The organism is Candidatus Accumulibacter necessarius (genome assembly GCF_036625085.1).
In genome coordinates this window covers 1-13301 of sequence record NZ_JAZKUM010000002.1, presented here as the reverse complement: position 1 = coordinate 13301, position 13301 = coordinate 1, and the positions used below count along the sequence as shown (strand labels likewise).

Below are 13301 nucleotides of genomic sequence, written 5' to 3'. Positions count from 1 at the left end.
AAGAAGCAAAATGGCCGAGAAAAAAGTGATTTTTGTGGCATTTGCTATCGAAGATGAGCGGCAGCGAGACTTTCTAAAAGGCCAGTCACTGCATACAAACTCACCATTCGAGTACATGGACATGTCAGGGCTTCCGCACTCGAACATCATAACGGTCTCAGCCCCAGGAAACGCATGCGCAGCTCATCATCCCAAGCCGCCCGTTTGCGCTTCAGGCGCAGGCTGGATTTGACCTTGTCGGTCGTATCCATCCGTAACAGGTTGAGGACGATCTTCTTGAGCAGCGAGAGGTTCTCCGGTGCATTGTCCTTGCGCACCGTGCTGGCATCTTCTTTCATGGTGACATCAAGCACCCAATGAAGCTGGTTTTCAATTCCCCAGTGCGAACGAACCGCCTCGGCTACTTCTGCCGGCGCGAGATCGCGCGAGGCAATGTAGTAGCGCTGTTCCATGCCGAGCGGCTTACCTTTGACCTGGCGTACCGAGTCAATGCGTACGATGACCGCGCATTCCGGCCAATCGCTTTCCGGCACGATGCCGGTAGCCGGCAGTACCGAGCAGCGCTGGGCAACGAGTCGGCCATGCCCTTGTTCGGCCTGCTCAACATGGACAATCTGATCCTTGCGGTCAAGGAAAGCATCTTGAATCGCCTGCAAAAGCTTGGGCTGATTGCCCTTCACCGAGCAAGTAATCGGCCTTCTTGGCAATTCTTCTCGGCAATCGCCCGTTGGCAGCCCATCGCATCGATACTGACGAGAAAGCCTTGCAGGTAAGGGCATCGAGCAGTTCGCTCGTTGCTCTTCGCCGACACTTTCTCCTGACCAAGTACCAGACCCAGCCTGGTCGCAAAAGTGACCATGTGAATGGCTGTTTCGCCGCCACCACCAGATCCACGCACCATTTTGCACCGCGATCGTGCCGCCCAGATTCGGGATGAGATGGCGTACCCAGCGGCGGAAACAGGCTTCGAATTGCTTCGGGTCGAGCAGGCGGAAGACCCGCAGAAAGGTGTCTTCCGAAGGAATACCGTGCTTGAGTACGAGGAACTGGCGCAGCCAAATGGTGTGGGCGCGCGACCAAGCCGCCACGTCTTCAATCGTGTCGCAATCAGCGAGCACCGCCGAGAGGGTCATCACCAACAATTCCTGAAAGTCATGCCGGGTTCCGTTGCTCGGTTGGCGCGGATCGTCTATATCGCTCAACAGTTCCATCAAGGCCGTTCCTCTCGTCATCTTTTGCGCTGCCCAAAAGACGAGAGTAGACGGGATTTCTTGACTGTTTACAAGTTATTGTCATAAGCCATTGAAGGTTAAAAGATTTTTGTAATCGGATATGCCAAATAAATTAATGATGTTCGAGTGCGGAGACCCTGATGGACATGTCCGTCAAGGAGCCTTACGACTCCAATTGGAAGGATCGGGTTTGTACTCGTATCCGGCGATCAGATGGCGTTATCGCGCTTGTTAGCAGGAACTCGCTGAATTCGAGCGGCCAGAAGTGGGAGATTCAATGTGCACGAGAAGAAAAGAAAAAGGTTTGGAGTTTGGGCATTCAAAGACGATCAAACAAATCTTGTCGGCGTCAATACAGTAGTGTGGACATGGCCGGCAATCGAGAAATTCATCGATAGCCTCTAGCTGACAGGGGACAAATACTATGCGAATAGCACTAATTGTCGGCATTAACTACTACGAGCATGGCAGTCCACTGTTTGGTTGCGTTGATGATGCGCATGCGGTCAAAGCTGTTCTGGCTCGCCATGATGGTGGTGGAGTTAATTTTTGATTGCATCCTGCGTACAGGCACGGGGCCGAGTGATCGCGTAGATCGTGGCAAACTGAAAGATCAAATTGAGAAACTATTCAAGACTAAAGCTGAAATTGCTTTGTTCTATTTCGCTGGGCATGGCCATGTTGAGGCGACTGGTGGATATCTCCTTGCCACTGATTCACGGCGCGGCGACGAAGGCGTTTCTCTGTCTGAAATCTTAATATTGGCAAATGATTCACCTGCAGAGAATAAAATTATCGTTTTGGATAGCTGCCACTCAGGAATTGCTGGGAGCGCACCTTCCGCCGGGCAGCTAGCCTCATTAGCAGAGGGGCTAACTGTTCTCACCGCCTCAACGAAAGAACAGTATGCAACCGAAGAGAATGGAAGAGGCGTATTTACTACTCTCTTTGTCGATGCGCTCAATGGAAGCGCAGCGAATCTTACCGGCGACATAACCCCTGGCAGTATTTATGCCCACATAGACCAATCACTCGGTGCTTGGGAGCAGAGGCCGGTTTTTAAAACGAATGTAAAGCAGTTCGTTTCTTTAAGAAAGGTGGCTCCACCGATTCCCATTTCTGATCTGCAAAGAATCACAGAGTTTTTCCCTTCTCCTGGGTTTGAGTATCCCTAGACCCGACCTACGAGCCGGAAATGAAGGGACGAGATCCAGGCATGCCTGCTCCGAATCCTGAAAACACAAGGACATTCGCAATCCTGCAAAAATACAACCGGCTCAATCTACTTGTGCCAGTGAACGCACCTCACATGTGGAACGCTGCAATGGAGAGTGAGTTTTGCAGACTTACTGCTCTGGGTGAGCACTATCGTAGGCTTGTTGAAAAGAACCGAATATAACAATTGCCGCAACAAGGCATTCCGGAGGACCGCCAACGGCTACACGAAGGTCATTAGGTGGCTTGTGCTGCCGGGGGACGGCTACATGCGGGTCCTGGACCGAATCCGGCTGGGCGGCCCGACAACGCCTCAGCGCTGGTGAACACGCAATTGAGTAAAGAGCAAACAGAAATGACTCCGAGGACAAGGCAGTAACTAGATACACTGAATGCTTGCGCGTTGATTAAGCGTCGCCATAAGCCCATGAGTGGCATATAAATTGTTGAATTCGCGACCTGATCTGACAGTTCCTCGTTTTGATGGATTAGCCATTTTCCACCTTAATGATGCGAGCGCTTTCACTGAAACGGCGGTGCAATTCTGAGTCTGCGGCACCTTGCTGCTCAACGAAAACCAATTCCTTACCCAACGCATCGGCTAGTCCAACTTCATAATTAACCCAAGGGGAGAGATCGCTGCCTTCGGACGAAACTACAACTACCGTGCGTGCCTCCTCAATTGCAGATTTGATTGACTTCCTGATATCTACACCGACTTCCAGGTCGGATCGAACGTCGAAAATCTCTGTGGTTTCAATGTTGTCGTGTGGTAGCAGTTCGTTGATCTTTGATTTCACCAATTCGGCAAAAGCAGTGTCTCTAGTGGCGTAAGAAATGAAAACCTTAGAACTCATGATTGGTCACCTTTAACAAGGTTTCGAATATCTTCAACAACTTTCCTCCACTCCATTGCCGAATTACACTGACTTGCGAGGAGTAGTGGTGGTACACCACGGTCTTTGCTTTTTAAATCGTTATAGTCAAGGTGGTGCAAAAGCACAAAAGTCTCAACCTCAAATGCATCTGAGTAGGCAAGTTCCATCCACTGTGCGGCACCGGCTTCGATTGTACTGGGAGAGACGATAAACACCGTGGCCATGGAATCTTGCACGGACTTCTTGAGAGCCTTGGCAACTTCCTTCTCCGACCGAGATTGGTCTCGTTGATACGTCCAAGCGGTAACGCGCTGCGGCGCGAGTAGGGTCTCGATTGAGAACTGTAGCAACGAAGCCTCAAACGAATCGTGACCTGCGTATGAGATAAAGACCTGTGCTGGTTTCATAAAATCGGCGAGATGGTCAATTGAAAATTGTTATTCGATAGGCATAATAGACGCAGCGTCTTGCGATTTCGAAACATAAAGTCATGCACAACTCGAAGCTTATTGACCTTGTGGTGAGTCACAACCAAGAGGCCTCAGATGCGGCACTCCGTATTGTCGATTCGGTCGAAGCACATAGCTACTTCGCCTGGGCGGATGTAAAGGCATTCTATTCCCCTCTTGTCTCAGCGGAGAAGCAAATCTCTCGGGCATTCTCCAACGCACGTGTCATCTGTATCTTTGTGGGCGACAATTACCGCGATACGCGATGGTGCCAGGAGGAGTACGCACTCGGTTTGCGATCGGAGCAGGATCTGTCGATTGACCGGGTGATTTCGGTTCACGCCAGTGACTCAGCAAGATCGCTTATTCCCTCCATGCTGGCCGACAGGCCAACTTTTCCCTTCACCGATGCAGGGTTCCAAGGCATCGTCTCATTCCTGTCCAAACTGCCTGACCACTCCGAGGCACTCAACAAGTGGGCATCGCACGACATTGCGGGCCGGGCCGATCTATTAGGTCGGCTGCCGGTCAACGAGCGGACCAGATTGATCGTCAAGCATGTGGAATACCTCGTGAAGAACTTTGCCATGGGTCAGTTTGAGCAGGGAAGTGAGATACATGCTTTGCGTCTGGGCCTCGTAGGGGCGCCGCCTTCCAATACCATAGTGCATCTCACCCCGGCGCTTCTGATGGAATTCGCATGGAACTGGACACTAGACATTCTGGGCAAGTACAGCGTACACCACCTTATCCATACAGTTGAGAGCACAGAGCAGCAAAGCGTAGACACCGCGGCCGTCATGCCCTTCTTGCGATTGCCAGCACTTTTTCATCAATACCTTGTGGTTGCTCGCGAGAGAAGGGAGCCCCCCATCAACACTGAGACCGAGCTTCTATCTGTCGTGGATTATGTTCTATGCGGCTTTTGCCTGCTATGCACTCGCGCCGGGCTTCAGGTAGAAGAGACCTTTCGAGATGTTGGGCAACTACTCTCGACATTTGCAGGGAGTGAACCTCGAGTGTCTCGAACTGCCGCGTACTTGCGGGGCAACCTGCCGGACATTGCGTTCCCGGAGAATTCTGTACAACGCAGAACATCGATTTATTCGTTAATCCGCGCATCTTGAGCCCTAGCACGTTGACGCCTAATCCTTTTCTCCAGAGGGAGGCTTCGCCGGCAAGCTGGCTTTGCACCCCCTGAGCTAACACGTTGAAGGTCAGCTTACCGACGGATTCTGTTGAAAAACCCCCGCAGCCACCGGGGTCAGCGGTAAAATATGCTTACAGCATTTAATGCCGAGGTGGCGAGATGATGGGGCAGCAGAGAGGTGGGCAGGATCGGTTGTTCTACAGCTTCAACCTTGAGGATCGCATCCCGTCGAACCACCTGCTGCGGGCCATCGATCACCACTTGGACCTAAGCGGCCTGCGCGCCCATCTGGCAGACGCCTACAGTGCCACAGGCCGTCCTTCAGTCGATCCCGAACTGATGCTACGGATGTTGATCGTCGGCTACTGCTATGGCATCCGATCCGAGCGGCGGCTGTGTGAGGAAGTCCACCTCAATCTCGCCTATCGCTGGTTCTGCCGGCTTGGTTTGGAAGATGCCGTTCCGGATCATTCCACCTTCTCGAAGAACCGCCATGGTCGCTTCCGGGAAAGCGGCACTTTCCGCTGGCTCTTCGAGCGCGTCGTGCGCCAATGCATGGCCGCCCACCTGGTCAAGGGCGAAGGATTCGCTGTAGATGCGAGCATCGTGGCGGCCGACGCCAGCCGTCATCCGGCCGTGGCGCCGGGCCAGGCGATTGACTGGGCGGATAAATCCGAGGCTAGCCGGGCGGTGAAGGAGTACCTGGCAGGGCTAGACGATGAAGTGGCCAAGCAGCCGGCCTCCCGCACCCTTTCCCTGAGCGACCCGCAGGCTCGGCTAACCGGTGCCACGGGGGAGCCGTCCTTCTTTGCCTATTCGACCAACTACCTCATCGACACGGCCCATGGCGTGATCGTCGATGTCGAGGCAACACCCGCCCACCGGACGCTGGAAGTCGAATCGACGAAGATCATGGTGGACCGGGTCGAAGAACGATTTGACCTCAAACCCGAACGGCTCATCGGCGATACGGCCTACGGTACGGCGCCAATGCTGGCTTGGATGGTCGAGGAGAAAGGCATCGAACCGCACGTGCCGGTCTGGGACAGGACCGGGGCGCCAAGACGGCACCCTCTCCAGCCAGGACTTCGCGTGGAACGAAGCCGCCAACGAATACCGCTGCCCGGCCGAAAAGCCCTTGCGCTGCGATTGGCGAAAGCTGGAGCGCACGCACATCACCAAGGCCGACACCATCATCTACCGCAGTCGTACGGCGGACTGTGCAGGTTGTCCGCTGAAGACTCGCTGCTGTCCCAACACGACGCACCGCAAGATTCACCGCAGCATCCATGAGAATGCGCGTGACGTCGCCCGGCGCATCGCCAGGACCGCGGCGTATCGGCAATCCTGCTTCGAGCGCAAGAAGGTTGAGATGCTCTTCGCCCATCTCAAAAGCATCCTGCGCTTGGACCGCTTGCGGTTGCGCGGGCTGAGCGGCGCCACCGACGAGTTCACTTTGGCAGCCGTGGCGCAGAATCTGCGGCGTTTAGCCAAGCTGGCCATGCCAACCTTACCTCAAGACGGGAGAGGTGCGCCTGGAGTAGCAAAAATGGCCCTGAAATGGGGCTAGAAAACCACTCGCCGAGGCGATTTTAGGCCCTGGAGTCCGCCAAAACGGCTTGAAATGGCCGGGACTGCCAACTCGTTGGCGAGTTTTTCAACAGAATCCGACGCATTGCTGACCGAATCAGACAACCATCCCAATGACCGCAAAGGCCGACCTGCAGCCGTCTACTCTGCCCACGCTGAGCCTTGGCAATTGCCTGCACCTCATCCTTAAACGAGCCGCATTTCTTGAACTTCTGCCGCCACGCAGTGCCTCGCATTGCTCCTCAACCATTCAATCAGGCCCTTGAACTGCCTTTGCCACAGTGATCGGCACCGCATTGCTCGCGGACTCGCATGCCACAAGAAATTGAGCCCACTTTTCCAATGCCTCCTTGCGCTCGTCGAAGTAGGTATGTTGGTCGTAAATCCCCTCCACGCCCGACAGCTTGTGATTTAGGCACATCTCGGAGATGTCCCTCGGCACACCCAGCGCCCGCATGTGTGACTTCATTGTGCTGCGCAGGTCGTGCGGCGTGAAACGGCGCACCGCCGGCTTGTCGGTATCGAGCCAGTAGCCGATCGTTTCACGGATGCTGTCCTTGCTGACGTGGGTATCGCCACCGTTTCGCGCAGCGCGGCCCCGTGTCCAGGCGGGCAGCACATAGGCCGACTCGCCTGCCATCTCTCGCAGTTCCCGGAACCACCCGACGACGACAGGCGCCAGCGGGATATCCATCGCAGGGCCGGTCTTGCTTTTCGGGATGCGCCAGCGCGCCTCGTCGAGGTAAACGTCCTCCCACTTCGCCTTGTAGAGTTCCGCGCTGCGCACAGCGGTGGCCAGCAGGATGCGGATGATCAGTGAAATTGCGCTTGCGCATGCCGGCGTTCAAGAGAAGGTGCAGTTCTTCCCTGGTCAGCATCAGGCGCTGTCGCTTCGGCGGCCGCTCGCCCAGCAGCGCCGAAAGCATGATGCCGTGGCACGGATTGGTGTTGACCAGGCGCTTGCCGCAGGCATGAGTGAACAGGCATTTGGTGGTGATCAGCAGCATATTGGACTCGCCCCAAGTCAGCGAACTGGCCTCAATCAGCGCAATTACGTCCGATGCCTCGATCTCGCGCACGGTCAGCGCACCGAGCCGGTTCTCGATGCGCTTGAGGTGGCGCCCATAGCTCACCTGCGTGCTCTCAGCCAGGCTCACGAGCTTCTTGGCCCGGTAGTCCTTGACGAGTTCCCGCACAGTCCAGTCCTTTGCCGCGATGGACTTGGCTTTCTGCTTGTCGGCGGCCGGATTGCCGCCTTGCATGATCTCGGCGCGCTTGATGGTGGCGATTCCGCGTGCGTCGGCCAGGCTGATGTCGGGGTAGCGGCCAATCGACAACTCACGTCGGCGGCCACCGTGCCGGTAGCGAAGGATCCAGCCCGCCAGGCCTGCGGCCGATAGCGTGAAAGTCAGACCATTGCCGTCAGCCTTGGCCAGCGGCGTACCCGCCTTGATCCAGGCTCACATCAGAACGATGTCGTACTGCTCCTGCGAGTAGCTGGGCTCGGCCTGCAGCGAGATCGGCTTGCCGATGAAGTCGGAGAGCATCGCCAGCCCCTGCGACTCCTCGTCGAGAAAGCGGTCGATCACCGCCTGGCTGCCGAGCACGCGATACTCGCGGGCGTTGAACTGGCGCGCTTCGCGCAGCAGTTCGCGGAGGATCTCGTAGCAGACCGTGCGCGCCGTCTTGACCTCGCCGCGGCCGCCACAGGTCGGGCATTCTTCGCACAGGACGTGCGCCAGCGACTCGCGCGTGCGCTTGCGCGTCATCTCGACCAGGCCGAGCGCGGTGAAGCCGTTGACCGTCAGTCGCGTGTGGTCGCGCGCCAGCGCCTTGTTGAACTCGCTGAGCACCGCCGTGCGGTGCTCTTCGTTCTCCATGTCGATGAAGTCGATGATGATGATGCCGCCGAGGTTGCGCAGGCGCAGCTGGCGGGCGATCGTCTGCGCGGCCTCGAGGTTGGTCTTGAAGATGGTGTCGTCGAAGTTGCGCACGCCGACGAAGCCGCCGGTATTGACGTCGATGGTGGTCATCGCCTCGGTCTGGTCGATGATCAGGTAGCCGCCCGACTTCAGATCGACGCGGCGGGCCAGCGCCTTCTGGATCTCGTCCTCGACGCCGTGCAGGTCGAACAGCGGCCGTTCGCCGACGTAGTGCTCGAGCAGGGGCGCACGGTCGGCGTGTACTCGGCGGCAAAGGCGGTCAGCCGCTGGAAGTTCTCGCGCGAGTCGATGACGATGCGGGCGGTCTCGGGATTGACGAAATCGCGCAGCACGCGCTGCGCCAGCGACAGCTCCTGGTAGAGCAGCGAAGGCGGCGCGGCGGTCGGTCGACTGCGCTCGGATGTCGCGCCAGAGCTTGCGCAGGTACTCGATGTCCTTGGCCAGTTCGGCCTCGGTCGCGCTCTCGGCCATCGTGCGGACGATGAAGCCGCCCGGTTCGTCGCCGGGTACCAGGCGGCCGAGCTTCTCGCGCAGCGCTTCGCGCTCGGACTCGCGCTCGATCCGCTGCGAGATGCCGATGTGCTTGTCCTGCGGCAGGTAGACCAGCATGCGGCCGGCGATCGACACCTGCGTCGACAGGCGCGCGCCCTTGCTGCCCATCGGGTCCTTGATCACCTGCACGAGGATGCTCTGCCCTTCGAACAGCAGGCGCTCGATCGGTCGCAGCGGTTCGTCGCCCGGGCGCGGCTCGCGGATGTCGGCGACATGCAGAAAGGCGGTCCGGCCGAGGCCGATGTCGATGAACGCCGACTGCATGCCCGGGCAGGATGCGGACGATGCGTCCGACGTAGACGTTGCCGACGAAGCCGCGACTGGCGCTGCGTTCGATATGCAGTTCCTGCACGACGCCCTGGTGCATGACGGCGACGCGCGTTTCCTGCGGTGTAAAGTTGATCAGGATCTCTTCGGACATGGCGGGGCAATCTGGAGAATGGGAGTAAGTATTTCGGCTTTGCCGCATTCTACCCTTCCGACCGACCCCCTCCGGATGTCCTTCTCAGCACTTGCCTCTGCTTCTCCCCGAGTTGCTCGCTCCCGCCGGTTCGCTGACGATGCTGCGCACGGCCCTGGCCTTCGGCGCCGACGCGGTCTACGCCGGGCAGCCGCGCTACAGCCTGCGCGTGCGCAACAACGACTTCGGCGACCTCGCCAAGCGCTCGCCAGCGCCATCGCCGAGGCGCACGCCGCCGGCAGCAAGCTGTACGTGGTCAGCAACGTCCTGCCGCACAACCGCAAGGTGCGCAGCTACCTGACGACATGGCGCCGGTCGTCGCCCTCGGCCGGACGCGCTGATCATGGCCGACCCCGGGCTGATCGACCTGGTTCGCGAAACCTGGCCGGAGATGCCGGTCCATCTCTCGGTGCAGGCCAATACCGTCAACTTTGCTGCGGTGCGTTTCTGGCAGAAGCTGGGCATCACGCGGATCATCCTGTCGCGCGAACTGTCGCTCGACGAAGTCGCCGAGATTCGCCAGCAATGCCCCGACATCGAACTCGAAGTCTTCGTCCACGGCGCGCTGTGCGTCGCCTACTCGGGCCGCTGCCTGCTTTCCGGCTACTTCAACCATCGCGACCCGAACCAGGGCACCTGCACCAACTCCTGCCGCTGGGACTACAAGGTGCACGGCCGGCGAGGACGATGCGGCGCCGGCGACGTGCGCGCTGCCAGCTCAGCCGAATCCGATCAGCCGAGGCGGGCTGGCTGCTCGAGGAGAAGGAGCGTCCGGGCGAACTGATGCCGATCGACGAGGACGAGCACGGCACCTACATCATGAACTCGAAGGATCTGCGCGCCGTCGAGCATGTCCGGCGCCTGGTCGAGATCGGCGTCGATTCGCTGAAGATCGAGGGGCGCACCAAGTCGCCTACTACGTCGCGCGCACCGCACAGGTCTATCGCCGCGCCATCGACGACGCCGTTGCCGGCCGCCCGTTCGACCCCGGACTGCTCGGCGAACTCGAGGGCCTGGCCAATCGCGGCTACACCGACGGCTTCTACCAGCGCCACCACGAACACGAGCGGCAGAACTACCTGCGCGGCCATTCCGAATCCGGGCGCAGCCTCTACGTCGGCGACGTGCTGGCAATGGGATGCGCTCGGCAGCGCGCGCTGATCGAGGTCAAGAACCGCTTTTCGGTCGGCGATCGGCCTCGAGATCATCCATCCCTCGGGCAACCGCCAACTGACGCTCGAACGTATGCACACATCGACGGGAGCGAGATCAGCGTCGCTCCCGGCAACGGCCATCGGGTGTGGATTCCCTGCCGGCCGAATTGCCGGGCGCGATGCTGGCGCGCTTCGTCTGAGGCCGAGCCGACCATGTCTCGCCGCATCTTTCGTCGACATCTCGGCGCACGGCTTCGGCCATCTGGCGCAGGCGGCGCCGGTGCTCAACGCGCTCGCCGCGCAGCTGCCCGAACTGCGCATCACCATCCGCAGCGGGCTGCCGCGGCGACGCTGCACGCGCGCCTTGCGGCTCGCTTCACGCACCTGCCGGCAGCAGCGACTTCGGCTACGTGATGCACGACGCGATGCGCGTCGACCTGGCCGCGACGGCGCTGGCCTACCGCCGCCAGCATGCCGACTGGGAAGCAGCGGGTCGATCGTGAAGCGCGCCTCTCGCCGAACTGCAGCCGACCTGGTGCTCAGCGATGTCGCCTACCTGCCGCTGGCCGGCGCCGCCCGCGCCGGCATCCCGTCGCTGGCGATGTGCTCGCTCAACTGGGCCGAGCTGTTTGCCCATTTCTTCGCCGCGAGCCCTGGGCGCCGCCGATTCACCGCCAGATGCTGGCCGCGTACAACGGCGCCGAATGCTTCCTGCGGCTGACGCCCGGCATGGCGATGGCCGACCTGTCGCGGCTTGCGCCGCATCGGCCCGGTTGCCGCCCTCGGCGCGACTGTCGCCAGGCGCTGCGCGAGCAACTGCGCTGTGCCAGCCGACGAGCGACTGGTCCTGATCGCCTTCGGCGGCATCAGCAAGCAACTGCCGATCGCCGACTGGCCGCAGATCGCCGGCGTCCGCTGGCTGGTCCCGCAAGCCTGGCAGGTGCGCAAGCCAACGTCAGCGATTTCGAGCCGCTCGGCCGACCGATTACCGATCTCCTGCGCTCGGTCGATGCGGTGATCGCCAAACCCGGCTACGGCACCTTCAGCGAAGCCGCCTGCAATGGCACGCCGGTGCTCTACGTGCGACGGCAGGACTGGCCGGAACAGGATTGCCTGATCGACTGGCTGCACAAGCATGCCACGTGCCGGGAAATCAGTGAGAGCAGGAGCCTGCTGCCGGCGGATGATCATCGCCAAAGCGGACGTGGTCGTGTTTGATGAAATTGAACGCGTGTACCAGTTCGTCGCGCTCGATTTTGTGGCCAACTATCCGCGCTGGTCGTCCGAAGTGGTTGAGCTCGAAGCCCTGTCGACCGGCCCGGTGCGCCTTGGCTACCAAGCGCGACAGGTCCGCGTCGACCAGGGACACCGCTCCGAATCGATCTTCGAGGTGGCCGAGCTGGAGCCGCTCAAACGCGTTTGCTTCAAGGGTGTTTCGGCGCCTTATCGCTCGCTCTATGAGTTCGAGGACGTCAGTTCATCGACCCGGATCGGCTTCAGCTTCGCGCTGGAGATCCTCGAAGGGCGCTTGCGCCCGTTCGAAAAGTTGATTCGCATTGCCGTCCAGGACGGTGCCAGGCGCACAGTACGCAAACTGAAGTTGCTGATCGAAAAGGAAATGCTCGACCACGGTGAGTAATGCGGCAAGCGATGGCATTGCTTGGAGGTTTTGAATTGGAGGGGAGGCGCGCATGTTCACCACGGCAAAAGACGACGGCTTGATTCCTTATGTCCTGACGCAGATTCTCGACGCTTGCGTCAATGGCATCACCCTCTCGGACCCGGACCTGCCCGACAATCCGATCGTCTATGCCAACAAGGTCTTCGAGGAGATGTCCGGCTACTCACAGGACGAAATCGTCGGCCGCAACTGCCGCTTCCTGCAGGGAGATGATCGCGCTCAGGAAGCGCTGCCGACGATCCGCCGGGCGCTGGCGAACAGGGAAGGCATGCGTGGTCACCCTGCGCAACTACCGCAAGACCGGCGAGTTGTTCCTCAATCGCCTGAGCATCCGGCCGCTGGTCGATCGCGAAGGCACGGTCATCTACTACCTGGGGGTGCAGTACGACCTCAGCCACCCGCTCGGCGACGCCGAGGAAGCTTCGGCGAGGTGCGCTTCGGCTAGGGCGCTGGAGGGAAACTACAGTGGCCGGATGACGGTCAGTGCGCCGCGAATCTGACCGCTGCTGTAGCCGGTGGCCCGATCGTGCGGGTAGGTCTCGGCCAGCTTGGCCTTCAGGTCGGCATCCAGGCCTTCGGCCGGGCCATGGCACTTGAGGCAGACGTCGGCAACCGGCAGCGCCTTCATGTAGCGAAACACCTGCTTGCCGTTTTCAGTGACGATTTCGCTCTTCTCCAGGACTTCCGGCTTTTCACCCGCTGCCGCGCGAATGTTGAAGTCGACGAGCGTGCGTACTTCCCAGAGGTCGGGCGTACCGCGTTCGGGGTTGCGGGTGTTCAGGCTGACGCGACGGATCGACCAGCCGGTGCTGTCGCGCACTTCCTTGATCAGCTTCGGCGCCTGATCCCTGCACACCGGAATGGCGCCGGCCACGCCTTTTTCCCGCCACCGCTTCCTGCATCGCGGTGATCACCTTGGGGACGACCGGTAGAACCGTCTTTCTGGTTTCGGCCGTCAGCGCAGCGACATCCTGCGCCCAAACAGGCAAGGTGGCGG

Annotated in this window: 10 protein-coding genes and 7 pseudogenes; 10 read left to right on the top strand and 7 right to left on the bottom strand. The window is 59.5% G+C overall.

Annotated elements, in window-relative coordinates:
• Positions 1-146 precede the first annotated feature (146 nt).
• Positions 147-1211: pseudogene (locus tag V5B44_RS04265) on the bottom strand (ISAs1 family transposase).
• Positions 1212-1372: 161 nt separating this feature from the next.
• Between V5B44_RS04265 and V5B44_RS04260 the strand changes: the two are divergent.
• Positions 1373-1637, top strand: a pseudogene (locus V5B44_RS04260) (TIR domain-containing protein).
• A gap of 19 nt (positions 1638-1656) precedes the next feature.
• Positions 1657-2631, top strand: a pseudogene (locus V5B44_RS04255) (caspase family protein).
• A 304-nt stretch (positions 2632-2935) separates the two neighbouring features.
• On the opposite strand, the gene V5B44_RS04250 reads toward V5B44_RS04255, so the two are convergent.
• Positions 2936-3304: a toll/interleukin-1 receptor domain-containing protein gene (locus V5B44_RS04250; protein WP_332357902.1), complete on the bottom strand. Its 369-nt coding sequence runs from the start codon at positions 3302-3304 to the stop codon at positions 2936-2938.
• The gene (locus V5B44_RS04245; RefSeq protein WP_332357901.1) at positions 3301-3732 is read right to left on the bottom strand and encodes a hypothetical protein; all 432 of its coding nucleotides are present in this window, start codon (positions 3730-3732) and stop codon (positions 3301-3303) included. Before V5B44_RS04245 ends, V5B44_RS04250 begins: the two co-directional genes overlap by 4 nt.
• A gap of 83 nt (positions 3733-3815) precedes the next feature.
• Between V5B44_RS04245 and V5B44_RS04240 the strand changes: the two genes are divergently transcribed.
• Entirely contained in the window at positions 3816-4901 is a 1086-nt protein-coding gene (locus tag V5B44_RS04240; protein ID WP_332357900.1) for a TIR domain-containing protein, read from the top strand.
• Between the two features lie 182 nt (positions 4902-5083).
• Positions 5084-6494 (top strand): annotated as a pseudogene (locus V5B44_RS04235) (IS1182 family transposase).
• Between the two features lie 270 nt (positions 6495-6764).
• Here the strand turns inward: V5B44_RS04235 and V5B44_RS04230 are convergent.
• The 3 genes and pseudogenes from V5B44_RS04230 to V5B44_RS04220 form a co-directional block, all read right to left on the bottom strand.
• Positions 6765-7301, bottom strand: a complete 537-nt coding sequence (locus tag V5B44_RS04230; RefSeq protein ID WP_332357899.1) for a site-specific integrase — start codon at positions 7299-7301, stop codon at positions 6765-6767.
• Between the two features lie 496 nt (positions 7302-7797).
• A pseudogene (locus V5B44_RS04225) lies at positions 7798-7887 on the bottom strand (Arm DNA-binding domain-containing protein); the annotation flags it as partial.
• Between the two features lie 87 nt (positions 7888-7974).
• Positions 7975-9273 carry an Rne/Rng family ribonuclease gene (locus V5B44_RS04220; RefSeq protein WP_332357898.1) on the bottom strand — a complete coding sequence of 433 codons (1299 nt, stop codon included), beginning with the start codon at positions 9271-9273 and terminating at the stop codon, positions 7975-7977.
• 296 nt (positions 9274-9569) lie between these two features.
• On the opposite strand from V5B44_RS04220, the pseudogene yegQ reads away from it, so the two are divergent.
• The 6 genes and pseudogenes from yegQ to V5B44_RS26550 all read left to right on the top strand — a co-directional run bounded on the left by yegQ (position 9570) and on the right by V5B44_RS26550 (position 12804).
• A pseudogene (yegQ, locus tag V5B44_RS04215) lies at positions 9570-10823 on the top strand (tRNA 5-hydroxyuridine modification protein YegQ).
• 80 nt (positions 10824-10903) lie between these two features.
• Positions 10904-11344, top strand: a complete 441-nt coding sequence (locus V5B44_RS04210; protein WP_332357897.1) for a hypothetical protein — start codon at positions 10904-10906, stop codon at positions 11342-11344.
• Positions 11302-11841: a hypothetical protein gene (locus V5B44_RS04205; RefSeq protein ID WP_332357896.1), complete on the top strand. Its 540-nt coding sequence runs from the start codon at positions 11302-11304 to the stop codon at positions 11839-11841. The genes V5B44_RS04210 and V5B44_RS04205 overlap by 43 nt, the downstream gene beginning before the upstream one ends.
• A complete protein-coding gene (locus V5B44_RS04200; RefSeq protein ID WP_332357895.1) occupies positions 11807-12262 on the top strand; it encodes an SRPBCC family protein in 456 nt (151 codons plus the stop codon). Before V5B44_RS04205 ends, V5B44_RS04200 begins: the two co-directional genes overlap by 35 nt.
• Positions 12263-12314: 52 nt before the next feature.
• A pseudogene (locus V5B44_RS26555) lies at positions 12315-12551 on the top strand (PAS domain-containing protein); the annotation flags it as partial.
• On the top strand, positions 12514-12804 hold the full coding sequence (locus V5B44_RS26550) for a PAS domain-containing protein (RefSeq protein WP_434735412.1): 291 nt from the start codon (positions 12514-12516) through the stop codon (positions 12802-12804). The pseudogene V5B44_RS26555 and the gene V5B44_RS26550, both read left to right, overlap by 38 nt.
• On the opposite strand, the gene V5B44_RS04190 is transcribed toward V5B44_RS26550, so the two are convergent.
• Positions 12765-13178 (bottom strand): Tll0287-like domain-containing protein, encoded by a 414-nt coding sequence (locus V5B44_RS04190; RefSeq protein ID WP_332357894.1) that lies wholly within the window; start codon positions 13176-13178, stop codon positions 12765-12767. The genes V5B44_RS26550 and V5B44_RS04190 overlap by 40 nt on opposite strands.
• Positions 13179-13301: the final 123 nt, after the last annotated feature.

Coding starts and splice junctions, on each gene's coding strand:
- V5B44_RS26550 (WP_434735412.1), top strand. CDS start 12,514: ATGATCGCGCTCAGGAAGCGCTGCCGACGATCCGCCGGGCGCTGGCGA.
- V5B44_RS04220 (WP_332357898.1), bottom strand. CDS start 9,273: ATGCAGTCGGCGTTCATCGACATCGGCCTCGGCCGGACCGCCTTTCTG.
- V5B44_RS04205 (WP_332357896.1), top strand. CDS start 11,302: ATGCTGGCCGCGTACAACGGCGCCGAATGCTTCCTGCGGCTGACGCCC.
- V5B44_RS04240 (WP_332357900.1), top strand. CDS start 3,816: ATGCACAACTCGAAGCTTATTGACCTTGTGGTGAGTCACAACCAAGAG.
- V5B44_RS04245 (WP_332357901.1), bottom strand. CDS start 3,732: ATGAAACCAGCACAGGTCTTTATCTCATACGCAGGTCACGATTCGTTT.
- V5B44_RS04250 (WP_332357902.1), bottom strand. CDS start 3,304: ATGAGTTCTAAGGTTTTCATTTCTTACGCCACTAGAGACACTGCTTTT.
- V5B44_RS04200 (WP_332357895.1), top strand. CDS start 11,807: ATGATCATCGCCAAAGCGGACGTGGTCGTGTTTGATGAAATTGAACGC.